Genomic DNA, 24,595 nt, shown 5'->3' on the forward strand with positions numbered 1-24,595 from the left:
GGACGGGCCCTGGTCGGGCAGTCGCCGTCGGCAGGAGGCCGGCGGCCCTACGAGCCGAGGAAACCTGTGAGTGACACCCCATTCGGATTCGGCCTTCCGCCGGAGGAGCCGGACAACGGCGACGAGGGCAAGAAGAAGGACCCCGCCGGAGGTGGCCAGGGGTCCGGCGGCCAGGGCGGCAACCCGTTCGGGGCGAACCCGTTCGGCTTCGGCGGACTGCCCGGCATGGGCGGCCCGGGCGGCGCGGACAACCCGTTCGCGGCCATGTTCGGCTCGCTGAACCCCAACGATCTCGGTGCGGCCTTCCAGCAGCTCGGCCAGATGCTGAGCTACGAGGGCGGTCCCGTGAACTGGGACATGGCCAAGCAGATCGCGCGCCAGGTGGTGGCCCAGGGCACCGCCGACGGCACCAAGGACGCCAGCGTGGGCCCTGCCGAGAAGTCCGCGGTCGAGGAGGCCGTGCGCCTCGCCGACCTGTGGCTCGACCAGGTCACGTCGCTGCCCTCCGGGGCGAACACGGCGGTGGCGTGGAGCCGCGCGGAGTGGGTCGAGGCGACGCTGCCCGCGTGGCAGCAGCTCGTGGACCCGGTCGCCGAGCGGGTCGGCGCGGCGATGGGCGACGTCCTGCCGGAGGAGATGCAGGCCATGGCCGGCCCGCTGATCGGCATGATGCGCTCCATGGGTGGCGCCATGTTCGGCCAGCAGATCGGGCAGGCCGTCGGCGCGCTCGCCGGTGAGGTCGTCGGCTCGACCGACGTGGGTCTCCCGCTCGGCCCCGCCAACCGCGCCGCGCTGCTTCCGCTGAACATCGAGGCCTTCGGCAAGGACCTGGGCGTGCCCTCCGACGAGGTGCGGCTCTACCTGGCCCTGCGCGAGGCCGCGCACCAGCGGCTCTTCGCACACGTGCCGTGGCTGCGCGCGCACCTGTTCGGCGCGGTCGAGGGGTACGCGCGCGGGATCACCGTCGACACCTCGAAGCTGGAGGAGGCGGTCGGCCAGCTCGACCCGTCGCGTCCGGAGCAGCTTCAGGAGGCGCTCCAGCAGGGCATGTTCCAGCCGGAGGACACGCCGGCGCAGAAGGCGGCCCTGGCCCGTCTGGAGACGGCGCTCGCGCTCGTCGAGGGCTGGGTGGACGCGGTGGTCCACGAGGCCGCGAAGTCCCGGTTGACCTCGGCGGACGCGCTGCGCGAGACGCTGCGCCGGCGCCGGGCGTCGGGCGGTCCCGCCGAGCAGACCTTCGCGACCCTGATCGGTCTGGAGCTGCGTCCGCGGCGGCTGCGGGACGCGGCGCGCCTGTGGGCGTCGCTGACCGACGCGCGCGGGGTGGACGGCCGGGACGCCCTGTGGGAGCACCCCGACATGCTGCCGACGGCGACCGACCTGGACGACCCGGACGGCTTCGTGCACCGCGAGCACCTCGACTTCACCGAGCTGGACAAGATGCTCGGCGACGCGGCGAGGGGCGACGCCCCGGAGGACGGGGAAGGCAAGGAGTGAGCCTGCACGACGACGCGGTCCTCGTACTGAAGGAGTACGGGGGCCAGGAGGAGCTCCGGCAGGTCTATCTGGACCATCTGGACGCCCATCCCGACGGCATGTACAAGCCGTGCGGTGCCGGTCATCTGACCAGCAGCGCGCTGGTCGTCGACCCTTCGCGGGGTCGGGTGCTCCTCACTCTGCACAAGAAGCTGGGCATGTGGCTGCAGATGGGCGGCCACTGCGAGCCGGACGACGTGACGGTGGAGGCGGCCGCGCTGCGCGAGGCGACGGAGGAGTCGGGGATCGCGGGTCTGACCCTGCTGCCGGGCGGTCCGGTGCGGCTCGACCGGCATCCGATTCCGGCGCCGTGCCACTGGCACCTGGACGTCCAGTACGCGGCGCTCGCGCCGGCCGGCGCGGTGGCGGAGATCAGCGAGGAGTCGCTGGACCTGCGCTGGTTCGCGTACGAGGAGGTGGCGGGCGTGGCGGACACGTCGGTGGTCCGTCTCCTGGAGAACACGCTCGACCGTCTGTAGCGGGTCGCCCGCGCCGACGGGGCATGCGGAAGGGGCGGTCGCCGTGGCGACCGCCCCTCACGTGTGTCCCGTGCTCAGTTCCAGGCGTTGTTCTGGTTCTGGGCGTGGGAGCCGTGTTGTCCCGCGCCGAACTGGGCGGCGACGCCCTGTCCGATCGCCGCGTTCTGCGGGGGCATGACCTCGCTGGGCTGGACGAGGGCGAAGCCCTGGCCCAGGAAGCTGAGCTCCCAGCCCTCGCCCGTGTTGCCGCGGCGGCTGCGGATGCTGGAGTTGTGCGTCTGCGCCTGCATCTGGACGCGCAGCCCGGTGGACCAGGCGACGATCGCGTCCGCGTCGACACTGACGTACTTCTCGGGCGTGACCTGCATCATCAGCGGCTGACCCGAGGTCATCAGGGCGACCTTGCCGCGGCCGGAGATGTTGAGCTGGTACTTGCCGGAGCCGGAGATGCCGTACTGGCTGTCGACGGCGATGACCTCGGTGTTGAGGGTCGAGTCGAGCGCCAGGACGTAGGCGCTGTCGACGGTCAGGCCCTCCTGCTCGACGTCCACGACGTGGACGTACTGGGCGAGGTTGGCGAAGTAGACCGTGCCCTGGCCGGAGCAGCGCATCAGGTCGAGGCCCTCACCGGTGCGGGCCTGGGCCCGGCGCTGGCTCGGGGTCTTGTACTCGCCGTCGAAGTCGACGAGCCCCTGGTACGCGACCATGGCGCCCTTACGGGCGAGGATGTCGTCCTGCCCGGTGAGGCTGACCCGCAGGAGCTGCGGGTTCTGGATGACGTACCGCTCCTGGCTCTGCTGTTCGGCGTGGTTGAAAAGCGGGCTCTGCATGGTGTGTTCTCGCTCCCCCTCAGCCCCGGATCCGCAGGCGGTCGGTGCTGTCCTCGCTCGGCTGTACGACGACGATTCCCTGGCCTGAGAAGGCCATCTGGAACGCCTCGCCGCTGCCCCGCCCGATGAGGGACGAGGCCTTGAAGCTGCGCTTGCCCTTGACCTTGAGCGCCGGGGACCAGGCGACGAGGGCGTCGGGGTCGACGTAGGTCTCGTCGTCGCCGCGGCCGCAGTCGACGACGATCGGCGTGCCGCGCGAGGTGAGCGCGACCCAGCCGGTACCGGCGATCTCCACGTTGAACAGGCCCTGTCCGGCGAACTTGGCGAGCCCCTTGACCCGCTCGACGCCCCACTGGAGGTGGGCGTCGAAGGCGAGCAGGTTGGTGCCGTTGACGGAGATCGAGTCGTTCTGGAGGTTGATCACGACGACGTCGGCGCCGTAGTCGGCCAGGTAGAGCAGCCCGTCGCCCGAGCACTTCATGATCGGCGCGCCCTCGCCGGTGGCCCACTGCTGGGCGACCTGGCGGGCGGCGGGCGGGTTGGGCTCGTAGGTGATGTAGCCCTCGTAGGAGACCATCGAGCCGGTCCGGGCGTACAGGTCCTGGCCGGAGGCCATGGCCACCTTGAGCATGGTGCGGCCGTGGTTCTCCATCCGGGCCGCGACGGGGGTCGGGGCGTAGCCCGCGAGTTGCTGGTTCATGACTTCGGGCTCCCTCAGACCTCGTAGGGCTGGACGACGATGAAGTTGCCGGGGGCTCCCCGGAACTGGAGGTTCACGGTCTCCCCGCTGTGACCCGGGTAGGCGTTGCGCCGGAGCCTCACCTGGCTGGAGAGGATGACCTGGGACGCGGACGACCACGCGACGACGGCGTTGCAGTCGGCGAAGGTCGTCGGGGTGACGGGCAGGACGACGGGGACGCCGTGCGTCTTGACGACGATGGTGCCGGTGCCCTGGAACTGCATGGTGAAGAGGGCTCCGCCGGGGATGCCGTGGCCCTCGATGCGCCGCACCTCGTACTGGAGGGACTCGTCGAACGCGAGGACGCTCTCGGCGGAGACGCAGATGCCGTCGCCCTGGAGCTCGATCGGGTGCAGGTGGGCACCCTCCTCGGCGAGGAAGAGCTGTCCGCGGCCCGTGCAGCGCATCAGCTGCATCTCCTGGCCGGTGGCGTTGCCGACGATCCGGCCGGTGAAGCCGGCTCCCTTGTGGGAGAAGTCGACCTTGCCCTGGTACATGACCATGGAGCCCTGCCGGGCGAGGACGGGGGTGCCGCCCATGGCCAGGTCGACCCGCATGAGCTGCTGGTTCTGCGGGGTCCAGCGGGCGCCGGTGGCGGTCTCCTTGTACGGGGCGAGCGCGGCGGCGAGCCCCGCTCCGGTCGCCGGCACGCCCTGAGGGACGCCTTGCGGGACGCCGGGCTGCTGGCCGTATGGCGGCTGCTGCCCGTACGGGGCGGGGGCGGCCTGCCCGTACGGGGCGGGGGCCTGACCGTAGGGGGCCTGCGGCGGCTGGCCCTGGCCCGGGTACTGACCCGGGACCGGCCCGTACTGGGGCTGCTGCGGCGGCTGCTGCCCGTAGGGGGCGGGAGCCGGCGCGGGCGGCGGGACCGGCGCGGGCGCCACCGGCGCCACCATCGTGGGCGTGGCGTGCACCGGCTGGGCGGGCGCGGGCGGCGGAGTGGGCGCCTGCGGCGCGCCGAAAGCGGGCGCGGGTGCCTGGGGTGCGCCGAAAGCGGGCGCCGGCGCGGCGGGCGCGCCGAAGGCCGGAGGCGTCGCCGCCTGCGGCGGAGGCGCGAAGCCGGGGGCGGCGGCCTGCTGCTGCACGGCCGGCTCCTCTTCGGCGACCTCTCCGCCGAAGTTCCGCAGGAGCGCGTCGAGGCCTCCGTCGAAGCCCTGGCCGACGGCGGCGAACCGCCAGACGTCCTTGAGGTAGAAGTCGCCGAGCATCACCGCGCGCTCGGTGCTGAACTCCGAGCCGGTGAAGGCGTACCGGGCGACCTCCTCGCCACCCGCCACGATCCGCAGGTGACCGGGGCCGATCTGGGACATCTGGCCGGCGCCGTCGATCGTCGCGGTGAACGACAGCTTGTGGATGTTGGCGGGGATGCGGTCGAGGGTGACGCGGAACGACTCGGTGTCACCGGACTGGGCCCCGAGCAGCTGCACGGACTCCTCGGGAGTCTTCGGCTGGTTGAAGAAGACGAAGTAGCGGTCGTCGGAGAGCCGCTCTTCCGCGTCGAGTCCGAAACAGCTGATGTCGAAGGTCAGCCCGGGCGCCGAGATCTGCACGCCCACGTACAGATCGGTTCCCGCGGTGAGATCACTGATCTTGGCCTTGTGGCCGCGTTGGAATTCCCTGGCCATGCGTAACGACCGTCCCCCATCCCGAATGGCGATTGCTCGCGCCAGGCTAACCGCTGAGTGCGACATTGAGACAGGGCAGGTCGTTTTCGGTACGGAATCGGGAAACCCGCTCACGTGCGCGTACTGGCGCTGTCACTCCTCGCGAGCGGCCGGGAGGTGCGGCAGGCGCGCGGCGGCGACCACACCCTCCAGGTAGCCGCGGGCCCGCTCGGTCCGTGGATACGCCTCCAGGAGCCGCCAGAATCCCGGCCCGTGCCCGGGGACGAGGAGGTGCGCCAGCTCGTGCAGCAGGACGTAGTCGACGACGTACTCGGGCATCCCCTGAAGCCGGTGGGAGAGACGGATGCTGCCCTCGGAGGGGGTGCAGGAGCCCCAGCGGGTGTTCTGGTTGGTGACCCAGCGCACGGAGCGGGGGCGGGCCCGGCCGTCGAAGTACTGCTCGGACAGGCGCAGCGCCCGCTCGGTCAGCTCGCGGTCCCCGAGGACGCCGCGGCTCTCCTGGGCGGCGAGCTTGTCGAGCATGACGCCGACCCAGCGGCGCTCCTCGGTCTCGGACATCCGGGCCGGGATGAGCACGATGGTCCGGTCGCCCTCGCGGTAGGCCGAGACGGTTCTGCTCCGTCGTGCGCTTCTGCGGACCTCGACCGCGTTCGTCCCCGCACCTCGGTGCGGGGAGTCGGTCACACTGCGCTGTGGGTCGGCGGGCACGGCTCCGACGTTACCCGCCGGCGGTGGGGGAAGTCCCGCCCCAAGAGTGGTTTCGGGAACGATCCGCCCCCGTCCCGCACCATTCGAATGACTAATTGCCTCGCCTGTGGACAACTTTCGGCGGCCGTCACGGCGACGGGGCATTCTCACCCCGGGACGACGAAAGAGGCGTTGTCGATCATGACGCGATGACGTTGGCGATCACGACGTTCCGATACATCCGTGCGGGACAGGACGAGGGCGGGGGCCAGGGAAATGCATCCGATGGTGAAACCGGCGCTGCGGCGCGCCTGGCGGAGTCTGCGCTGCGTCCAGTTCGGCGTCACTCCCGCGCACGCGGTGGTCCTCGACCCCGTGGACCAGCGGACGGGCACGCTGCTCGGGCTGCTCAACGGCACCCGCGGGACCGAACTGCTGCGCGCCGAGGCGCGGGCGCTGGGCATGCCCGAGGGCCGACTCGACGCACTCCTCGAACGCCTCGAGTCGGCCGGCCTGCTCGCCGACGCCACGACCGGAAGGCCCGGCAGGCCGGGCCCGAAAGCAGGCGTCACGGACCCGGCCCTCGACCCGCTCCGTGCCGATCTGGCCTCCCTCTCCGTCGTCCACCCCGAACCGGAGCGGGCGGTACGGACCCTGGCGGCCCGGCGGGCCCTGCGCGTCCAGGTCCGCGGCGCGGGACGGGTGGGGGCGACGGTGGCGGCGCTCCTCTCGGCGGCGGGAGTCGGCGGGGTCGACGTGGTGGACTCGGGCCGGGTCGAGCCCTGGGAGACCGCCCCGGGCGGCCTTCCCTCCGAGGCCGTCGGCGAGAGACGGGCGACAGCGGCCCGACGCCTGGTCGGGAGGTGGCGGAGCGGACGCGGCGGACCGGGCGCGTCGAGCGGTCCCGCGGCGGACGACCGGCGCCGGCCGGGTGAGGGATCCGGCGGGGCCGGCCTGTCACTCGTCGTGGTGACACCGCGCGACGGTCTCGGCGCGTACGTCCCCGATCCGCTCCCGGCCGAGCGGTGGATCGGCACCGGCACCCCGCACCTGTACGCCGGGGTCCTGGAGGCGACGGGCACCGTAGGACCGCTCGTCCTGCCGGGCGGCACCGCCTGCGCGCGGTGTCTCCAGGAGGCGCGGACCGACCGGGAGCCCGTCTCGCCCCGGCTGCTCGCCCAGTGGCGCTCCGGCGCCGCGCATCCGCTGCCCGCCTGCGACCTGGGGCTCGCGACGGCGGTGGCGGGTCTCGCGGCGGCCCACGCGCTGGCCTTTCTGGACGGGGATCTCCCGGCGAGCACGGGCACCCGCTGGACGGCGTCACTGCCGCGACTGGAGTGGCGGGCGGAGCTTCTGAGACCTCACCCGGACTGTCCCTGCGGGGCGGCGAACGACGTAGAGGGGGTACGCGTCTCGGCAGCCCGAGGGGCGCAGGACACAATGGCGGGGTAACGGCCTTGCGCGGCACGGCAGTCTGGGATTTGGAGGGGCGTATGTCTGATCTTCCCCGGAAGGCGGTCACCCGGACCGCGAAGTTGGCCGCGTTGCCCTTGGGCTTCGCGGGCCGGGCCACCTGGGGCCTGGGCAAGCGGATCGGCGGCAGATCGGCGGAGCTGGTCGCCCGCGAGCTCCAGCAGCGCACGGCCGAGCAGCTGTTCAAGGTGCTCGGCGAGCTCAAGGGCGGGGCCATGAAGTTCGGGCAGGCGCTGTCCGTCTTCGAGTCGGCCCTTCCCGAGGAGGTGGCGGGACCGTACCGGGCGGCGCTGACGAAGCTTCAGGACGCCGCGCCGCCGATGCCGACACGGACGGTGCACGCGGTCCTGGAGGAGCGGCTCGGTGCCGAGTGGCGCGCGCTGTTCCTGGAGTTCGAGGACAAGCCGGCCGCGGCGGCCTCGATCGGGCAGGTGCACCGGGCCGTGTGGCACGACGGGCGCGAGGTCGCGGTGAAGGTGCAGTACCCCGGCGCCGGGGAGGCACTGCTCTCCGACCTGGCGCAGCTGAGCCGCTTCGCCCGGCTGCTCGGGCCGCTGATCCCGGGGATGGACATCAAGCCGCTGATCGCCGAGATGCGGGACCGGGTCTCCGAGGAGCTGGACTACGCCCTGGAGGCGGCGTCGCAGCAGAGGCACGCGGAGGAGTTCGCGGACGACCCGGGCGTGGTGGTCCCGGCGGTGGTGCACCAGTCGGATCAGATCCTCGTGACCGAGTGGATGGACGGCATCCCGCTCGCGGAGGTCATCGCGGACGGCACGGAGGCGCAGCGGGACCGGGCGGGCCAGCTCCTCGCCCGGTTCCTCTTCTCCGGCCCGGCGCGGACCGGTCTGCTGCACGCCGATCCGCACCCGGGCAACTTCCGGCTGCTTCCGGGCACCGACGAGGACGGGGGGCCGGAGTCGTGGCGTCTCGGGGTGCTCGACTTCGGCACCGTGGACCGGCTTCCGGGCGGGCTGCCGGAGACCATCGGCACCTGTCTGCGGATGGCGCTCACCGGTGAGGCCGACACCGTCTACGAACTGCTGCGCGGCGAAGGCTTCGTGAAGGAGTCCGTCGCGCTCGCCCCGGACACGGTCCTGGAGTACCTGCTGCCGATCATCGAGCCGGCCGAGGCGGAGGCCTTCGTCTTCACCCGCGGCTGGATGCGCGCCCAGGCGGCCCGGATCGCCGATCCCCGCTCCCCCGCCCACCAGTTGGGCAAGCAGCTCAATCTGCCGCCTTCGTACCTGCTGATACACCGGGTGACGCTGAGCACCATCGGGGTGCTGTGCCAGCTCAACGCGACGGTACGGCTGCGGGCCGAACTGGAGGAGTGGCTGCCGGGCTTCGCGGCTCCCGCCGACGCCGAAGAGGTGTCACCGGACACCCAGGACGCGTGACCCGACGCCCCGGACGCGTGACGAAACGTCCGGTGGCGTGTGACCGGACGTCCGGGGCGTGTGCCCCGACGTCTGGGGCGTCACCACCAGGAGGAGTCGAGACGGCCCTCGATCGAGCGGATGTTGGCGCGGGCGCAGTCCTCGCAGAAGTAGCTGCGCCTGCCGTTCTCCACCGAACAGGTCCAGGTCAACGGCAGGGTGTCGGCGGTCTTGCCGCAGCGCGCGCAGGCGAGGGGTCCCTCGGGGGTACGGGCGTCGTTCATCTTCGTGACGATAACCCGACAAGGCCCCGCGACCCCGACAACGCACCGCGGGGGCCGGTCCTGACGGACCGGCCCCCGCGACGGCGCCCCTGAGGGCGCGAGGTCACTGCCTAGTGCATGACGGCCATGGCCAGCGCGCGGCGGGCACGCAGCGAGACGCGCTCGGCGCGGCGCTGCATGCGCCGGGCGGCGACCAGGCGCAGGGCCTGGCGTTCCGCCTCGGCCTCATGCCGTCGCTGGTCCATATGCGCACGGGCGAGGGCTTCTGGGATGAGTTGCATTTCACGGGTCCTGTTCTGACGCGCGGTGGGCGCGGCCGACGGGGAGAAGACTGGGGTCGCGAAGCCGACGGGCTCGCTTGCGGAAGAGGTCATCGGGGCCTGCTTCTGGGGATCGTGCGTGAGGGGGCGGTCGATGGTTCCGGTGGCGCTCATGCGGCGACCGGGTTCTTGCGCGGGCGGCCGCGGGGCCGCTTGCGGGCGACGACCACGCCCTGGACGAAGAGCTCGCCACCCCAGACGCCCCAGGGCTCGCGGCGCTCCTTGGCGCCGGCCAGACAGGCCGCCACGAGGGGGCAGGTCTGGCAGAGGGACTTCGCGTACTCGACGTCGGCCGGGGACTCCGCGAAGAAGACCTCCGGGTCGTAGGCGCGACAGGGGACGGGGACGCCGAGGTTCTCGATGGCGTCGTCCAGCGCGGTGAGCGCGGTGAGGGGGGTGACGGGGGTCAAAGCGGGGTCCTCCGTGAGGCCGGGCAGGGGGATCGAATCGGAAGGCGGTACGGACGGGGCGTGCGCTTCGAGTTGCACGGTGGTCTTTCCTCGTCTGGTCGTTCCGGCCTGTTGACCGGGGTTTCGGCTGGTACCGGGTGGTATCTGTCCCGAGGCGCCTTCACGCCGTCGTCCCCGTTCGGGGACAAACAGAAGGGCCGCGGATCCCGGGTGGGGTTCCGCGGCCCTGAAGGCGCCGGTCTGATCACGGATCAGACTGGATCACTCCAGGGTTCGAGCCCACGGAAGGCCCACATCGTGTGGTGGTGCTTCGTCGTCTGCTGGTTGCCGGCACTGGCCGCCGCAAAGCCATAGGCCGAGGCCTTGCCTGCTGCTACTGCTTCCAGTGCCTTGGTCGGTCGCTCGTCGCGGCGCTCGATGGCGGCCATGCCGAGACCGGAGAGTCCGGAGACGGGAAGGCCGGTGACGGGCAGGCCGGCGACAGGCAGACCGGTGCCAATGAACGCCGAGGCGGAAAGGCCGAGGGTGCAGGCGGAGACGACGGAGCGATCGGTCATTTTGGCGGTGCTGACGAAGCTGGCGGTGCTGGTCTGGATGGTGTAGCTGATCACTTCAATCGCCTCCTCTCGGCGTCTCGGAGGGCTCGGGTGCGAGCCGGACCCTCATGTTCTATTGGACAAGTACAGCACGAAGACAGGGCTTCGAAGAAGCCGCCGTGTCCGTGGTTAAGAACCTATGGGGCTTGACGGGGCGTGCGCAAACTATTTTTCCGACGAGTTTTCCTCAGCTCTCCTCGTCTCCCGCCCCACCCACCCCACCTGCGCAGATGGCCAGGACCTCGTCCCCGAAGCGGTCCAGCTTGCGGGCACCGACCCCGGAGATCGACGAGAGCTCCCCACCGGTGGAGGGGACGCGCTCGGCGATGGCCATGAGCGTCTTGTCGGTGAACACGCAATAGGCCGGCTGGCCGAGCTCCCTGGCCTGATCCGAGCGCCAGTCGCGGAGCCGCTCGTACAGCGCCTCGTCCATGTCCGACGGACAGTCCTCGCAGCGCATCAGCTTCATCGCGCCCGCCTCGGTGAGGGTCGCCCCGCAGACCCGGCACAGGACGGGGCCGCGCGGCTTGCGCCGGCCCGCCCCGCCGCCGCGCTCGAAGGAAGCGGAGCCGTAACCGCCGGAGCCCGTGGCGCCGAGCGTTCCCGAGCCGGGCCGCAGTCCCTTGAGGAAGTGGCTGGGGCGCCGGGAGGCCCGGCCGCCCGGGGAGCGGGAGAGCGCCCACGAGAGCGTGAGGTGGAGCCGGGCGCGGGTGACGCCGACGTACAGCAGGCGCCGCTCCTCCTCGACCTGTTCGTCGGTCTTGGCGTAGGTGATGGGCATCATGCCCTCGGTGAGGCCGACCAGGAAGACGGCGTCCCATTCGAGGCCCTTGGCCGCGTGCAGCGACGCGAGGGTGACGCCCTGGACGGTCGGGGCGTGCTGGGCGGCGGCGCGCTCGTCCAGTTCCGCGACCAGGTCGGAGAGGGTGGCGCCGGGCTTGGCGCGGGCGAAGTCCTCGGCGAGCCGGACGAGGGCGGCGAGGGACTCCCAGCGGTCGCGGACGGAGCCGGAGCCGGTGGGCGGCTGACCGGTCCAGCCCTTGGTGGACAGGACGGCCCTGACCTGCGCGGGCAGGTCCTCGACGTCGTCGAGGAGGGAGTCGTTGCCCCCGGCGCGGGCGGCGCCGCGCAGCGCGATGCCCGCCTCCCGTACCTCCTGGCGCTCGAAGAAGCGCTCGGCGCCGCGGAGCTGGTACGGCACTCCGGCGTCGGCGAGGGCCTGCTCGTAGACCTCGGACTGGGCGTTGATCCGGTAGAGGACGGCGATCTCGCCGGCCGGGACGCCGGCGGCGATGAGGTCCCTGATGCGGCGGGCGGTGCCCTCGGCCTCTGTCGGCTCGTCGGCGTACTCCGTGTAGACGGGATCGGGGCCCGGGTCGCGCTGGGAGATCAGTTCCAGGCGGTGCTCGGCGGCCCGGCCGCGGGCCTGACCGAGCAGTCCGTTGGCGAGGTGGACGACCTGTGGGGTGGAGCGGTAGTCGCGGACGAGCTTGACGACCGTGGCGCCCGGGTGCCGGGTGCGGAAGTTCAGCAGGTGGTCGGGGGTGGCGCCGGTGAAGGAGTAGATGGTCTGGCTGGCGTCACCGACGACGCAGAGGTTGTCGCGGTCGCCGAGCCACAGGTCGAGCAACCGCTGCTGGAGCGGCGAGACGTCCTGGTACTCGTCCACCACGAAGTGCTGGTACTGGCGGCGGATCTGGTCGGCGATGTCGTGCCGGTCCTGGAGGATGCCGACGGTGAGCAGCAGCACGTCCTCGAAGTCGATCACCGAGCGGTCGCGCTTCAGCTGCTCGTACATGGCATAGATCTGGCCAATCTCCGCCGGGTCCCGGGGGGCGTCCCTGACGGACTTGGCGACGACGGCCGGGTAGTCGGCGGGGACGGTCTGGGTGACCTTGGCCCACTCGATCTCCCCTGTGACGTCCCTGAGCTCGTTCCGGTCGAGCCGGATGCGGCAGCGGGCCGCGGCCTCGGCAACCAGCTGGACCTTCCGCTCCAGGAGCCGCGGCAGATCGCCACCGACTGCTTTCGGCCAGAAGAACTGAAGCTGGCGGAGGGCCGCGGAGTGGAACGTACGGGCCTGCACGCCGCCCGCGCCGAGCTCGCGGAGCCGGCCGCGCATCTCGCCCGCGGCGCGGTTGGTGAAGGTGACGGCCAGCACACTGGCGGGCTGGAGTATGCCCGCCCGCACCCCGTACGCGATCCGGTGGGTGATGGCCCGCGTCTTGCCCGTGCCGGCTCCCGCCAGCACGCACACCGGGCCGTTCAGGGCCAGGGCGACCTCGCGCTGCTCCGGGTCGAGCCCGTCGAGCACCGCGTCGGCCGTCTCCGGGACCTGCGGGAAGAGAGTGGAGTGCGTTGCTGCTGTCACCCCCCAATGCTGCCAGGTCGCGCGCGATCGGTGCCGAGCGTTGTCCACAGGCACGTGCCGCCGGTCATACGAATTCCGGGAATGGCCCGGTCGGGGCGTACGTTCTTCTTCTCGGCACCCGTCAGCGAACGAAGAGGAGCGCCTCGCCATGCAGGGCACTGTGACGATGTACAGCACCACGTGGTGCGGCTACTGCCGTCGGCTGAAGAGCCAGATGGACCGCGAGGGCATCGCGTACACGGAGATCAACATCGAGCAGGACCCGGATTCGGCGGCGTTCGTCGAGAAGGCCAACGGCGGCAACCAGACCGTCCCGACCGTCCTCTTCCCGGACGGCTCGACGCTGACGAACCCGAGCCTCGCGCAGGTCAAGCAGAAGGTCGGCGTCTGAGCCGGACCCGGACACGACGAAACCCCCGACCACACGGCCGGGGGTTTCGTCGTGTCCGGGTCAGACCGCGTCGCCCGGCTTCGGCAGGGGCTTGCCGTACCAGCGTTCGATCAGGCGGGAGGCGATCGAGATGCCGTACGGGGGGAGGACCTCGCCGGACTCGAAGGCGGCGGTCATGTCGTCGCGGGAGAACCAGCGGGCCTCCTGGATCTCCTCGCCGTCCACGGTGATCTCCGAGGAGGTCGCGCGGGCGAAGAAGCCCAGCATGAGGCTGGACGGGAACGGCCAGGGCTGGCTGGCGATGTACTCGACCTCGCCGACCGTGACGCCTGCCTCCTCGAAGACCTCGCGGACGACGGACTGCTCGATGGACTCGCCGGGCTCGACGAAGCCGGCGAGGGTCGAGAAGCGGCCCTCCGGCCAGTGGACCTGGCGGCCCAGGAGGATGCGGTCCTGCTCGTCCGTGACCGCCATGATCACGGCCGGGTCGGTGCGGGGGTAGTGCTCGGCGCCGCAGGCCTGGCAACGGCGGATGTGGCCGGCCGCCGCGATCACCGTGCGCTCGCCGCAGCGCGAGCAGAAGCGGTGGAGGCGCTGCCAGTTCTCCAGGGCCACCGCGTGCACCATGAGGCCCGCGTCGCGGTCCGAGAGCAGCAGGCCCGCCTCGCGGAGGCCGGCCGGGCGGGCGGACTGGTCCATGCGGCCCGGCAGGGAGTCCTTCTGGAGCGCGAAGTACGAGACGCCTTCGGCGTCGGTGCCCAGGAAGTAGCGGTGGGTCTCGGTGACCGGGGCCTCGAACGCCGGGGTCATGACCAGTTCGGTCCGGCCGTCGGGGGTGTCGTCGATCAGCACCTGGCCGCCCGAGACCACGAAGACACGGGTCGTGGGGTGGCTCCAGGCTGCCGCGAGCCACGCCTCGTCGAGGCGGTGGTGCGCGGCGCGGTCGATGCCGCTCGGGGCGGTGAGCGAGATCGGGCGGTCCGCCGGCGCGTTCTTCAGGTCCGGCGCGTTCTTCAGGGTGCTCACAGGTGCTTTCCAACTCCCCCGGATCGGTGTGTGGGTTCGGCGCTCGGCGGCCAGGGCCGGTCAGACACGCCCTAGGGCGGCGGGCAGGTCGCCCCACAGGTGGGCGGTCGTCTCTACGCCCTTCATGAGGAGATCGAGCTCGATCTTCTCGTTGGGGGCGTGCCAGCCGTCGGACGGTACGGAGATGCCGAGGAACAGGACGGGTGCCTCCAGGACGTCCTGGAGGTCGGCGGCCGGGCCCGAGCCGCCCTCGCGGGTGTAGCGGACCTTGGCGCCGTCGAAGGCCCGGCTCATGGCGCCGGCGACCGCCTTGAGGGCGGGGTGGTCCAACGGGGTGAGGCAGGGACGGGTCGGGGCGCCGAAGACGATCCCGTACCGGACGCCGGCCGGGACGAGTCCGGCGAGCCAGTCCCGTACCGCGAGTTCGATCTTGTACGGGTCCTGGCCCGCGACGAGGCGGAACGACAGCTTGAGCTGGGCGGAGGCGGGGACGATCGTCTTGCCTCCGGGGCCCTGGTAGCCGCCGCCGATGCCGTTGACCTCGGCCGTGGGGCGGGCCCAGACCCGCTCCAGGGTGGTGAAGCCGGCCTCGCCGAGCGTGCCGTGCGACGTGGCCGTACGCAGCCAGGCCTCCTCGTCGAAGGGCAGCTCGGCGACGAGGGCGCGCTCGGCGTCGGTGAGTTCCGTCACTCCGTCGTAGAACCCGGGGATCGCCACCCGCTCGTGCTCGTCGTGGAGCGCGGCGACGATCCGGCCGGCGACGGTGGCCGGGTTCGGGACGGCGCCGCCGAAGGAGCCGGAGTGGATGTCCTGGTCGGGGCCGTACAGCTCGATCTCGCAGTCGGCGACCCCGCGCATGCCGGTGCAGACGGTGGGTGTGGTCTCAGACCACATGCCGGTGTCGGAGACGATCACGGCGTCGGCGGCGAGCCGCTCGGCGTGCGCCTCGACCAGGGCGCGGAAGTGCGGGGACCCCGACTCCTCCTCGCCCTCGACGATCAGCTTGAGGTGGACGGCGGGCGCCGTGCGGCCGGTGGCGGCGAGGTGGGCGCGGACGCCGAGGGTGTGGAAGAACACCTGGCCCTTGTCGTCGGCAGCCCCGCGCGCGTACATCCGGCCGTCGACCACGGTCGGCTCGAAGGGGTCCGTGTGCCAGCCGTCCTCGCGGTCCGCGGGCTGCACGTCGTGGTGGCCGTAGACGAGGACGGTCGGGGCGTCGGGGTCGTCGGAGGGCCACTCGGCGAAGACCGCCGGGGCGCCGTCGGTCTCCCAGACCTCGACGGTGGTGAACCCGGTCGCCGTGAGCTTGGCGGCGAGCCACTCGGCGCTGCGCCGTACGTCCCCCGCCCGGTCCGGCTGGGCGGACACGGAGGGAATGCGCAGCCACTCGGCCAGGTCGCCGAGGAAGGCGGCGCGGTGCTGGTCGATGTACGTGCGTACGGCGTGGACGGCGCTGTCCGGGGTCTCGCTCATGCCTCCGAGCCTATCCGGCGTCCGGGGGTGCTCCGCCAAGCAGGATGGCTTCGAGCTCGGCCCGGCCGGGCAGGCGGGCGGGCCTGGCCACCTCACCCGTACGGACGTAGACGAAGGCGGCGGCCACGTCCTCGGGCGCGAGGCCGTGCTGCTCGGCCCAGGCGAGCCGGTAGATCGCGAGCTGGAGGGGGTCGGCGGTGCGCACCCTGCTGGTCTTCCAGTCGACGATCTCGTACGCGCCGGAGTCCGGGTCCCGGTAGACGGCGTCGATGCGGCCCCGCACGACCCGGCCGCCGAGCGTGAGGTGCACGGGGACCTCGACGCGGTACGGGGTGCGGTGGGCGTACGCGGTACGGGCGAAGGCCTCCTTGAGCTCGTCGAGGTCCCGCTCGTCGAGGATCTCGGGCTCGCCCGCGAAGTCCTCGCCGCCGGGCAGCTCCTCGGGGCCGAGGAACGGCAGAGGCAGCTCCTCGAAACGGGACTCCACCCACGCGTGGAACCGGGTGCCCCGGCGGGCGGCCGGCTGTGGCGCCTTGGGCATGGGCCTGGCCAGCTCCTGGGCGAAGCCGTCGGGGTCGGCCGCGAGGCGCAGCACCTGGGAGGCGGAGAGGTAGGCGGGGAGCAGGACGTCGCGGGTGGTGGCGCGGGCACGGCGGAGTTCTGTGGTGAGGGCGGTGAGGTCGCGGTCCCAGGAGGCGATGGCGCGCGCGTCCTCGGGGGTGAGCGGATGGGCCTCCTCGCGGGGGGCCGGGACCGCGTCCGCGTGGGTGTCCTCCGGGAGGGCCTCCTCGTCCTCGTCCCAGACGGGTTCCTCCTCTTCCGGCCAGGGGTCCTCCGGGTGCGGGTCCTGGGGGGCGGGCGCCGTGCCGGTGGCGGTTCCGCCCTGCGGGACGAGTGCCCACAGCCTGGTCTTCACGGCCTCCGCCGCGTCCCGACGCCTCCGCAACGAGTCCGCGTCCAGCGGCAGCGGCCACGCCAGATCCCCGTCCCGGTCCGTCAGCGATGGGTTCTCCGCGTCCTTCTCCGGTTCCTCCGTCCAGGCCTCGATGTCGCCGTGGCCGGCCGCGCAGTGCTCGTACAGCGCCTGCATGAAGTCGGAGGGGCCGCGGGGCTTCTTCTGGGTGGGGCCCCACCAGTGGGCGGAGCCGAGCAGGAGGGAGCGGGGGCGGGTGAAGGTGACGTAGCCGAGGCGGAGCTCCTCGGTGTGCTGGTGGTCCCGCATCTCGTTCTTGAAGGCGGTGAGGGACTTGGCGTTCCACGTGTCGATCGTCGGCAGGGTGTCCGCGTCGCCGCGGAGGTCGTGCGGGAGCACCTGCGGCTGGGAGGTCCACGACTCACGCGCGCGCGTACTGGGGAACTGGCCGGTGACGAGGCCGGGGACGGCGACGACGTCCCATTCCAGGCCCTTGGACTTGTGGGCGGTGAGGACCTTGACGGTGTTCTCGCCGCCCGGGAGGGCGTTGTCGAGGCCCTTCTCGAACTGGACGGCCGTGCGCAGGAAGCCGAGGAAGGCGAGCAGGCTGGCCTCGCCGTCGAGGGAGGCGAAGCCGGCGGCGATGTCGAGGAAGTGGCCGAGGGTCTCCCGGCGGCGGGCGGCGAGCGCGTGCGGGGAGGCGGACAGCTCGACTTCGAGGCCGGTCGCCGTGAGCACCCGGTGCAGGACGTCCATGAGGGGGTCGGCGAGGGAGCCGCGCAGGGCGCGCAGTTCGGCGGCGAGGCGCGCGAAGCGGACCCGGGCGCCGGCGGAGAACGCCAGGCCGTCGTCGGCCGCGCCGCCGGAGTCGAGGAAGGTGTCCAGGGCGTCGGCGAGGGAGACGACCTCGGCCGGGTCGACGCCTTCGACGGCGGCGGCGAGCCGCTGCTCGGGGTCGGGTTCCTCGCCGCCCCGGTGGACCAGGAGCCGGGCCCGGCGCCCGAGGAGGGCGAGGTCCCGGGGGCCGATCCGCCAGCGCGGGCCGGTGAGGAGCCGGACGAGGGAGGCGTTGGCCCCGGGGTCCTGGAGGACCTCGCAGACGGCGACGAGGTCGGCGATCTCGGGCAGGTGGAGGAGGCCGGAGAGGCCGACGACCTCGACGGGCACGTCGCGGGCGACGAGGGCGGCGTGGATGGCGGGGAAGTCGGTCGCGGTACGGCACAGGACGGCGATCTCGCCGGGCTCGCGTCCGGTGCGGACGAGGTGGGCGAGGGAGTCGGCGAGCCAGTCGATCTCCTCCGCGTGGGTGGGGAGGAGCGCGATGCGGACGCTGCCGTCGTTCTCGGCGCCGGGCGCGGGGCGCAGCGCCTCCACGCCCGCGTGCATGGCGCGCAGGGGGGCGGCGAGGCCGTTGGCGAGGTCGAGGAGGCGGCCGCCGCTGCGCCGGTTCTCGGAGAGGGAGTAGCGGCTCGCGGGGCTGCCGTCCGCGTGCGGGAAGTGCTCGGGGAAGTCGTCCAGGTTGGCGACGGAGGCGCCGCGCCAGCCGTAGATGGCCTGGCAGGGGTCGCCGACGGCGGTCACGGCGTGGCCGGTGCCGGTGACGTCGCTGGTGCCGGAGGTGCGCTGGCCGAAGAGGCCGGAGAGCAGCAGCCGCTGGGCGACGGACGTGTCCTGGTACTCGTCGAGGAGGACGACCCGGAACTCCTCGCGGAGGATCTCGCCGACCTCGGGCCGGGTGGTGGCCAGCTCGGCGGAGCGGGCGATCTGGTCGCCGAAGTCGAGCAGGTCGCGGGAGCGCTTGGCGGACCGGTAGCGGACGACGAGGTCGAGGAGTTCCCGCCGGGCGGCGGCGGCCTCGGGGATCTTGCGCAGTTCGGCGTTGCTGAGCTTGGCGTCGGCGAGGCCGGTGAGCAGCTCGGAGTCGTACGCGAGGAGGCTCTCGGGCCGTACGAGGTGTTCGGCGAGCTCGGCGTCGAGGGCGAGCAGGTCGGTGATGAGGGTCGGGAAGGACCGGGTGAGGGCCGGGTACGGGCCGGGGGCCTCGCGCAGGACGCGGGCGGCGAGCTGGTAGCGGGTGGCGTCGGCGAGCAGCCGGGAGGTGGGTTCGAGGCCGATGCGGAGGCCGTGGTCGGTGAGGAGCTGGCCGGCGAACGCGTGGTACGTGGAGATGCGGGGCTCGCCCGGGGGGTCGTCCGGGTCGATGACGTCGGGATCGGTGACTCCGGCGCGGACGAGGGCGGTGCGGACGCGCTCGGCGAGTTCTCCCGCGGCCTTGTTGGTGAAGGTGAGACCGAGGACCTGCTCGGGGGCCACCTGGCCGGTGCCGACCAGCCAGACCACCCGGGCGGCCATCACCGTCGTCTTGCCGGAGCCGGCTCCGGCCACGACGACCTGCGGGGCGAGCGGCGCGGTGATGCAGGCCGTCTGCTCCGGGGTGAAGGGGATGCCGAGGAGCTCCTTGAGCTGCTCGGGGTCGGTGATGCGTGCGGTCACCTCAAAGAGGCTAACGCGGACCACCGACAGTCCCGTCCCGCCCGGTCTGCCCGGTGGCGCACCTCACGTGGGCTCACGCGGGCGTGCCCCTCTGCAGCTTGGAGAGGTCGACCGTCTCGTCGGCGGGCGGGACGACCACGTCGACGGGCTTGTCGTAGTCGGAGAGCGTCATCGAGCCGGGTTCGTCGCCGCCCGTCTTGACCATCTTCAGGATGTACGGCTTGCCCTCCTGGGCGACGGACACCGTGGTGGTCTCACCGCCGTCCTTCTTCTTCACCAGGGTCGCGACGGGGGTGCCGTCGACCTCGGCGTCGGGGCCCCTGGTCAGCCCTTCGCGCTCCGCCTTGTCCTTGTCCTTGTCCTTGTCCTTGTCCTTGTCGAGGTCGGCGAGGAGTTCCTTCAGGTCGCAGACGCCGCCGAGGTCGCCGCTGCCCGGCTGCCCGGGAGCGATCTTCAGCCAGCGGCCCTTGACCAGCTCGATCGTGGTGTCGATCTGTGCCTCGGACATCCCCTGGGAGGTCATGGAGGTGCGCCAGAAGGCCTCGTCGCCCTTCATGTAGGTGATCGCGTCGAGGCGGCGGAGTTCGGCGGTGCCGCCCTTGATCTTCATGAGGCCTGTGCACTCGGAGCGGTCGTTGACGGCGAAGTCGATGTCGAGCGGCTGCCCGTCGGTGACGATGCGGCCCGTCATACGGAGCGAGGTCGCCGAGCGGGTCGCGGTGACGGCCTTGTCGCCGATCTCGTCGGCGCTGAGGCCGGCGAAGGGATCCGGGGACGGGGCCACGGCCGCCGAGGCGTGCGCGGCCACGGCCATCGCGGCCGGCGCGGCCTGGCCGACGCCGGCCGGAGGGCCCGCGGGCGCCGCCCACGCCGCCGCCGGCGCGGGACCCGCGACGACGGCCGCGCAGACGACTGCGGCGGCGGCCAGGAGCTTTCGATCGGAATGGGGCGCCATGCGAGCCTCCTCGCGGATTCCCCGAGGCTCTCACCAGGGTCGCCCCACGCGCGCGTGACCGCTACTCCTGCCGGGGGAAGGGTGTGGGGAAGGACGTCAGGAGGCGCCCTTCATCAGCTCCTCCATGTCGACGGTCTGGTCGGCCGGCGGGGCCGTGGCGGTGACCGGCTTGTCGAAGTCGCTCAGGGTGGTCGTGCCGGGCTCCTCGCCGCCGGTCTCCACGACGCGCAGGATGTACGGCTTGGCCGCGTCCTTGGCGACGTAGAAGGTGGTGGTCTCGCCCTTCTCGCCCTTCTTCGTCAGGGTCACGGCGGGCTTGCCGTCGACATCGGCGTCGGCGCCGCGGGTCATGCCCTTGCGCGGCGTGTCCTCGTCCATGTCCTTGACGATGGTCTTGAGGTCGCAGAAGGCGGAGGGGCTGTCCGAGCCGGCGTCGGCGGGCATCTTCAGCCAGCGGCCCTTGAGCATCTCGGCCATGGCGCCGGACTCGTCCGCCGAGGCGCCGTCCTCGCCGCCGCTGGAGCGCCAGAAGGTGTCGTCGCCCTTCATGTAGCTGACGCCGCCGGTGCCGATGAGTTCGGCCTTGCCGCCCTTGGGAGCCTGCATCGTGCCCTTGCAGTTGCCCTTGTCGTCGACGGAGAAGTCGACCGTCAGCTCGTCACCGTCGGACTTGCCGGTGCCGTTCATACGAAGCGCGGTGGCCGCCTTCGTGGTGTTGACGGCCTTGTCCGCGATGGCGTCCGCGGTGAGGCCCGTGAAGGGGTCGGCGGGCTTGTCGTCACCCTTGGAACAGCCCGTGACACCGGCGACCACGGCCACGCAGACCGTCGCCACTGCCCAGAGCTTCCTGTTGGCCCTCATGCGCGTACTCCCTCAGCGTCTTTCACAGCTTGTCTTCACGTCGCCCTTGTAAAGGCGACGCGGAGAGAGTGACCGCGCAGGGCGTGCAAAGGATGTACGAACAGGACGTGACGCTCCCCACAAGACGCTCCCCACAGGCGAGGGAAGAGACAGCGGCAGAGGGCGGACGGCGAGGTCAGTCGACGACCTGGCGGCCCTCCGGCTGGGCGCTGCACGAGGCCCGGAAGGCACAGTTCGCGCAGTGCTGGCCGGTGGTCGGGGAGAAGCGCTCGTCGAGGACCCGGCCGGCCGCGGTGGCGAGCAGGTCGCCGACCCACTCCCCCGCGAGCGGCTCCTGCGCCTGGACCTTCGGGAGGGCGTCGCCGCCCTCCTTCTGGGGTGCGGGCTGCCGCAGCTGGACGAGTTCGGCGCCGCCCGGCTCCGGCCGGTGGCCGTCGAAGACCTCGTCGAGGGCGCCCTCCCGTACCGCGAGCTGGTAGACGGCGAGCTGCGGGTGGTGGGCGACCTCGTCGCGAGTGGGGGCCGACTTGCCGGTCTTGAAGTCGACGACGTAGGCGCGGCCGTGCTCGTCCGTCTCGACGCGGTCCATCGAGCCCCGGATGCGGACCTCGTACTCGCCCGCCTCCAGGGTCACGTCGAAGCCGTGTTCCGAGGCGGCGGGGGTGCGGCCGCCCCGGTCCATGACGTGCCAGCTCAGGAAGCGTTCAAGGGCCACGCGCGCGTGCTGCTTCTCCTGGGCCGACTTCCAGGGGGCGTCGAAGGCGAGGGCGTCCCAGACGGAGTCGAGGCGGGCCATGAGGACGTCGAGGTCGGCGGGCGTACGGCCGGAGGCGACCTCGTCGGCGAGGACGTGGACGACGTTGCCGAAGCCCTGGGCGGCGGTGGCGGGGGCGGCGGCCTTGACCTCGCGGCCCAGGAACCACTGGAGGGAGCAGGTGGTGACCAGGTTCTCCAGGGCGCTCGGCGACAGGGCGACGGGCAGGTCGCGGTCGCGCAGCGGCACCGTGCTGTGCGTCGGCTCGAACAGGCCCCACCAGCGGTCCGGGTGCGCGGCGGGGACCATCGGCTGACCGTCCTCGTCGGTGAGCGCGGCGAGTTCGGCGAGGCGCTGGGCGGCCGCGTCCCTGAGCGCGGGCGAGGCGGCCGGGTCGACGGTGGTGGCGCGCAGTTCGGCGACCAGGGCGGAGACGGCGAGGGGGCGGCGGGGGCGGCCGGGGACGTCCTTCGGTTCGGCGCCCAGTTCGGTGAGGAACCGGGAGGGCTGGTCGCCGTCCTCGGCGGCGGCCTTCACCGCGGTGACGACGAGCCGGTCGCGGGCGCGGGTGGCGGCCACGTAGAAGAGCCGGCGTTCCTCGGCGAGGAGGGCGCCGGGGGTGAGGGGCTCGGCGAGTCCGTCCCGGCCGATCCGGTCGGCTTCGAGGAGGGAGCCGCGGCGGCGCAGGTCGGGCCAGAGGCCCTCCTGGACGCCGGCGACGACGACGAGGCTCCATTCGAGGCCCTTGGAGCGGTGGGCGGTCATCAGGCGGACGGCGTCGGGGCGGGTGTGGCGGCGGGTGAGGGTGTCGGCGGCGATGTCCTGGGCGTCGAGTTCTTCGAGGAAGTTGAGGACGCCGCGGCCGCCGACGCGTTCCTCGGCGCGGGCCGCGGTCTCGAAGAGGGCGCAGACGGCGTCGAGGTCGCGGTCGGCGTTACGGCCGGCGGGGCCGCCGCGCAGGGCGGCGCGCTCCAGTCGGCCGGGCCAGGGGGTGCCGTTCCAGAGGACCCAGAGGGCCTCTTCGGCGGTGCCGCCGGCCGCGAGCAGTGCCCGGGTCTCCCGGAGGAGGTCGCCGAGCCGCTTCGCGCCGCGGGTGTACGCGGGGTCGTGCGCGACGAGGCGCGTCGGCTCCGCGAGGGCGCGGGCGAGGAGGACGTCGGAGGGGGGCGGGACCTTGTTGCCGGCGGCGCGTTCCTCGTCCCTGAGCGCGCGGCCCAGGCGGCGGAGGTCGGCCGGGTCCACGCCCGCGAGGGGGGAGGCGAGCAGTTCGAGCGCGGTCTCCACGGGGAGCCAGTCGGTCGCGTCGGGCTCGGGCTCGGTGGGTGCGGGGTCCGAAGGGAGCGCGGACTCGCCCACAACGTGGTCCGACGGAGGCGCGGGATCGGCCACAGCCGGGTCCGATGCCGAGGCACGGTCCGGCCCCGCACCCGCCACCGCCCGCAGGGCGAGGAGCAGGGGTGCCACCGCCGGTTCGTGGCGGAGCGGGGTGTCCGCCGCGTCGGTCTCCACCGGGACGCCCGCCGAGGTGAGGGCGCGGCGGAGGGAGGGGAGGGACGCTGCGGCGCGGGTGAGGACGGCCATGTCCTGCCAGGGGACGCCGTCCTCCAGATGGGCGCGGCGCAGCAGGTCGGCGATGTTCTCGGCCTCCGCGGAGGCCGTCGGGTAGGTGTACGCCTCCGCCCCGCCGCCGTCCCTCGCCGCCGTGAGGTCGCGGTGGGCGCGGACCTTGTCGGCGGGGAGCCGGGGCATCGGCATCCGCTGGGCGAGCAGCCGGGTCGCCGCGAGCAGGCCGGCTCCGGAGCGGCGCGCGGTGCGCAGGACGCGTACGTCGGCGCCGCCGAAGGAGGAGGGGAAGTCGAGGATGCCGTTCACGTCGGCGCCGCGGAAGGCGTAGATGGACTGGTCGGGGTCGCCGAAGGCGACCACGGTGCGGCGTCCGCCGCCCGCGAGCGCGTGGAGGAGCCGGACCTGCGCCGGGTCGGTGTCCTGGTACTCGTCGACGAACACCGCGTCGTACGCGGGCAGGCTGATGTCCTCGGCGAGGAGGACGGCCCGGTGGACGAGTTCGGTGTAGTCGAGGACGCCCTGGAGGTCGAGGACGTCGAGGTACTCGGCGAGGAAACCGGCCGCGGCCTTCCAGTCGGGGCGGCCGACGCGGTCGGCGAACCGGGCGAGCGCGTCGGGTCCGAGGCCCAGCTCACGGGAGCGCGCGAGCACGGCCCGTACCTCGTCGGCGAAGCCGCGGGTGGTGAGGCAGGCGCGCAGTTCGTCGGGCCAGCGGATGCTCCCGAGGCCGCTCTTCTCCAGGTCGACGTGGCCGGCGAGCAGCTCGCGTACGGCGAGGTCCTGCTCGGGCCCTGAGAGGAGCCGCAGGGGTTCGGCGAAGAGTTCGGCGTCCTGGTGGGCGCGGATCAGGGCGTAGCAGTACGAGTGGAAGGTGGTGGCCTGGGGCGGTCGGCGGCCGCCGAGCCGGGCGGCCATGCGGTCGCGGAGTTCGACGGCGGCCTTGCGGCTGAAGGTGAGGACGAGGAGGCGTTCGGGGTCGGCGCCGTTCTCCATGCGGGCGGCGACGGACTCGACCAGGGTGGTGGTCTTGCCGGTGCCGGGTCCGGCGAGGACGAGAAGCGGTCCGCCGGTGTGGTCAACCACTTCCCGTTGGGCTGCGTCCAGGTGAGGGGGATCCATCGGGGCCGGCGTGGTACGCACCAGTCGGTACGCGCCCGGGGTCCGCTGCCGTCCCGGACCGGGGTACGGCTGTCCCTGGTGCGGCGGCGTACGCCGGGTGGTGGAGGAGGTACTCACGTGGGTCGCCGGTCCTGGTGGGAGTGGTGGTGCGGGTGAGGCGGCCGTCCGCCGCGGCCGGCAGGCGAGCGCGCCGGCCCGCCGTCGCGGAGGACGCGAACGTCGACGTTACGCGAATCGGCCCGTCGCCGAGCCGTACTCCGGGCCCCGTTCCACCCTCCGGGCGGAGCCGTACACGCCCCGGGCGGAGCCGTATCC

At 72.7% G+C, this 24,595-nt stretch carries 20 protein-coding genes; 5 read left to right on the forward strand and 15 right to left on the reverse strand.

All coding sequences use genetic code 11. The features are described 5' to 3' along the window. The first annotated feature begins 66 nt into the window (after positions 1-66). Together IO20_RS0120805 and IO20_RS0120810 are read left to right on the forward strand one after the other, a co-directional pair. Entirely contained in the window at positions 67-1,497 is a 1,431-nt protein-coding gene (locus tag IO20_RS0120805) for a zinc-dependent metalloprotease (protein WP_030548466.1), read from the forward strand. After that, positions 1,494-2,015 carry an NUDIX hydrolase gene (locus tag IO20_RS0120810; RefSeq protein WP_030548469.1) on the forward strand — a complete coding sequence of 174 codons (522 nt, stop codon included), beginning with the start codon at positions 1,494-1,496 and terminating at the stop codon, positions 2,013-2,015. The genes IO20_RS0120805 and IO20_RS0120810 overlap by 4 nt, the downstream gene beginning before the upstream one ends. Positions 2,016-2,089: 74 nt before the next feature. On the opposite strand, the gene IO20_RS0120815 is transcribed toward IO20_RS0120810, so the two are convergent. The 4 genes from IO20_RS0120815 to IO20_RS0120830 all read right to left on the reverse strand — a co-directional run bounded on the left by IO20_RS0120815 (position 2,090) and on the right by IO20_RS0120830 (position 5,917). Beyond that, entirely contained in the window at positions 2,090-2,845 is a 756-nt protein-coding gene (locus IO20_RS0120815; protein WP_030548470.1) for an AIM24 family protein, read from the reverse strand. A gap of 19 nt (positions 2,846-2,864) precedes the next feature. Then, positions 2,865-3,545 carry an AIM24 family protein gene (locus IO20_RS0120820; protein WP_030548471.1) on the reverse strand — a complete coding sequence of 227 codons (681 nt, stop codon included), beginning with the start codon at positions 3,543-3,545 and terminating at the stop codon, positions 2,865-2,867. A 14-nt stretch (positions 3,546-3,559) separates the two neighbouring features. Continuing rightward, entirely contained in the window at positions 3,560-5,209 is a 1,650-nt protein-coding gene (locus tag IO20_RS0120825) for a TerD family protein (protein WP_030548472.1), read from the reverse strand. 132 nt (positions 5,210-5,341) lie between these two features. Beyond that, positions 5,342-5,917 carry a M48 metallopeptidase family protein gene (locus IO20_RS0120830; RefSeq protein WP_030548474.1) on the reverse strand — a complete coding sequence of 192 codons (576 nt, stop codon included), beginning with the start codon at positions 5,915-5,917 and terminating at the stop codon, positions 5,342-5,344. Between the two features lie 255 nt (positions 5,918-6,172). Here IO20_RS0120830 and IO20_RS0120835 point away from each other — a divergent pair, with 255 nt between their 5' ends. Further along, positions 6,173-7,348 (forward strand): TOMM precursor leader peptide-binding protein, encoded by a 1,176-nt coding sequence (locus IO20_RS0120835; RefSeq protein WP_030548476.1) that lies wholly within the window; start codon positions 6,173-6,175, stop codon positions 7,346-7,348. Positions 7,349-7,389: 41 nt separating this feature from the next. Beyond that, positions 7,390-8,769, forward strand: coding sequence for an ABC1 kinase family protein (locus IO20_RS0120840; RefSeq protein ID WP_030548478.1), 1,380 nt, complete (start codon positions 7,390-7,392; stop codon positions 8,767-8,769). An 80-nt stretch (positions 8,770-8,849) separates the two neighbouring features. Here IO20_RS0120840 and IO20_RS0120845 read toward each other — a convergent pair whose 3' ends face one another. From IO20_RS0120845 to IO20_RS0120865, 5 genes are all read right to left on the reverse strand, one after another. Continuing rightward, on the reverse strand, positions 8,850-9,032 hold the full coding sequence (locus IO20_RS0120845) for a hypothetical protein (RefSeq protein WP_030207471.1): 183 nt from the start codon (positions 9,030-9,032) through the stop codon (positions 8,850-8,852). A gap of 110 nt (positions 9,033-9,142) precedes the next feature. Further along, positions 9,143-9,466 carry a hypothetical protein gene (locus tag IO20_RS0120850; RefSeq protein ID WP_030207473.1) on the reverse strand — a complete coding sequence of 108 codons (324 nt, stop codon included), beginning with the start codon at positions 9,464-9,466 and terminating at the stop codon, positions 9,143-9,145. Beyond that, entirely contained in the window at positions 9,463-9,840 is a 378-nt protein-coding gene (locus IO20_RS0120855; RefSeq protein WP_030207475.1) for a WhiB family transcriptional regulator, read from the reverse strand. Before IO20_RS0120855 ends, IO20_RS0120850 begins: the two co-directional genes overlap by 4 nt. Before the next feature lie 173 nt (positions 9,841-10,013). Continuing rightward, entirely contained in the window at positions 10,014-10,373 is a 360-nt protein-coding gene (locus IO20_RS0120860; RefSeq protein ID WP_030548481.1) for a hypothetical protein, read from the reverse strand. A gap of 172 nt (positions 10,374-10,545) precedes the next feature. Further along, positions 10,546-12,672 carry an ATP-dependent DNA helicase UvrD2 gene (locus IO20_RS0120865; RefSeq protein ID WP_397787751.1) on the reverse strand — a complete coding sequence of 709 codons (2,127 nt, stop codon included), beginning with the start codon at positions 12,670-12,672 and terminating at the stop codon, positions 10,546-10,548. Between the two features lie 205 nt (positions 12,673-12,877). Here IO20_RS0120865 and IO20_RS0120870 point away from each other — a divergent pair, with 205 nt between their 5' ends. Then, on the forward strand, positions 12,878-13,120 hold the full coding sequence (locus IO20_RS0120870) for a mycoredoxin (protein WP_004925982.1): 243 nt from the start codon (positions 12,878-12,880) through the stop codon (positions 13,118-13,120). 60 nt (positions 13,121-13,180) lie between these two features. Here IO20_RS0120870 and nudC read toward each other — a convergent pair whose 3' ends face one another. The 6 genes from nudC to IO20_RS0120900 all read right to left on the reverse strand — a co-directional run bounded on the left by nudC (position 13,181) and on the right by IO20_RS0120900 (position 24,397). Continuing rightward, on the reverse strand, positions 13,181-14,137 hold the full coding sequence (gene nudC / locus IO20_RS0120875; RefSeq protein WP_245685001.1) for an NAD(+) diphosphatase: 957 nt from the start codon (positions 14,135-14,137) through the stop codon (positions 13,181-13,183). Positions 14,138-14,206: 69 nt separating this feature from the next. Beyond that, a complete protein-coding gene (locus IO20_RS0120880; protein ID WP_030548489.1) occupies positions 14,207-15,619 on the reverse strand; it encodes a dipeptidase in 1,413 nt (470 codons plus the stop codon). A gap of 10 nt (positions 15,620-15,629) precedes the next feature. Continuing rightward, positions 15,630-19,025, reverse strand: a complete 3,396-nt coding sequence (locus IO20_RS0120885) for an ATP-dependent helicase (protein WP_030548491.1) — start codon at positions 19,023-19,025, stop codon at positions 15,630-15,632. A gap of 73 nt (positions 19,026-19,098) precedes the next feature. Next, positions 19,099-19,980 (reverse strand): hypothetical protein, encoded by an 882-nt coding sequence (locus IO20_RS0120890; RefSeq protein WP_030548493.1) that lies wholly within the window; start codon positions 19,978-19,980, stop codon positions 19,099-19,101. A gap of 96 nt (positions 19,981-20,076) precedes the next feature. Continuing rightward, positions 20,077-20,841 (reverse strand): hypothetical protein, encoded by a 765-nt coding sequence (locus IO20_RS0120895; protein ID WP_030548495.1) that lies wholly within the window; start codon positions 20,839-20,841, stop codon positions 20,077-20,079. Between the two features lie 175 nt (positions 20,842-21,016). Continuing rightward, entirely contained in the window at positions 21,017-24,397 is a 3,381-nt protein-coding gene (locus IO20_RS0120900) for an ATP-dependent helicase (RefSeq protein WP_030548497.1), read from the reverse strand. Positions 24,398-24,595 lie beyond the last annotated feature (198 nt).

Origin of the sequence: Streptomyces exfoliatus (assembly GCF_000725545.1) — a bacterium.
Classification (GTDB): Bacteria; Actinomycetota; Actinomycetes; order Streptomycetales; family Streptomycetaceae; genus Streptomyces; species Streptomyces exfoliatus.

What these genes read in the sequence shown, in the direction of transcription:
- IO20_RS0120850 (WP_030207473.1), bottom strand. Translation starts at nt 9,466, where the DNA reads ATGAGCGCCACCGGAACCATCGACCGCCCCCTCACGCACGATCCCCAG.
- IO20_RS0120815 (WP_030548470.1), bottom strand. Translation starts at nt 2,845, where the DNA reads ATGCAGAGCCCGCTTTTCAACCACGCCGAACAGCAGAGCCAGGAGCGG.
- IO20_RS0120870 (WP_004925982.1), top strand. Translation starts at nt 12,878, where the DNA reads ATGCAGGGCACTGTGACGATGTACAGCACCACGTGGTGCGGCTACTGC.
- IO20_RS0120890 (WP_030548493.1), bottom strand. Translation starts at nt 19,980, where the DNA reads ATGGCGCCCCATTCCGATCGAAAGCTCCTGGCCGCCGCCGCAGTCGTC.
- IO20_RS0120825 (WP_030548472.1), bottom strand. Translation starts at nt 5,209, where the DNA reads ATGGCCAGGGAATTCCAACGCGGCCACAAGGCCAAGATCAGTGATCTC.
- IO20_RS0120840 (WP_030548478.1), top strand. Translation starts at nt 7,390, where the DNA reads ATGTCTGATCTTCCCCGGAAGGCGGTCACCCGGACCGCGAAGTTGGCC.
- IO20_RS0120820 (WP_030548471.1), bottom strand. Translation starts at nt 3,545, where the DNA reads ATGAACCAGCAACTCGCGGGCTACGCCCCGACCCCCGTCGCGGCCCGG.
- IO20_RS0120845 (WP_030207471.1), bottom strand. Translation starts at nt 9,032, where the DNA reads ATGAACGACGCCCGTACCCCCGAGGGACCCCTCGCCTGCGCGCGCTGC.
- IO20_RS0120835 (WP_030548476.1), top strand. Translation starts at nt 6,173, where the DNA reads ATGCATCCGATGGTGAAACCGGCGCTGCGGCGCGCCTGGCGGAGTCTG.
- IO20_RS0120895 (WP_030548495.1), bottom strand. Translation starts at nt 20,841, where the DNA reads ATGAGGGCCAACAGGAAGCTCTGGGCAGTGGCGACGGTCTGCGTGGCC.
- IO20_RS0120880 (WP_030548489.1), bottom strand. Translation starts at nt 15,619, where the DNA reads ATGAGCGAGACCCCGGACAGCGCCGTCCACGCCGTACGCACGTACATC.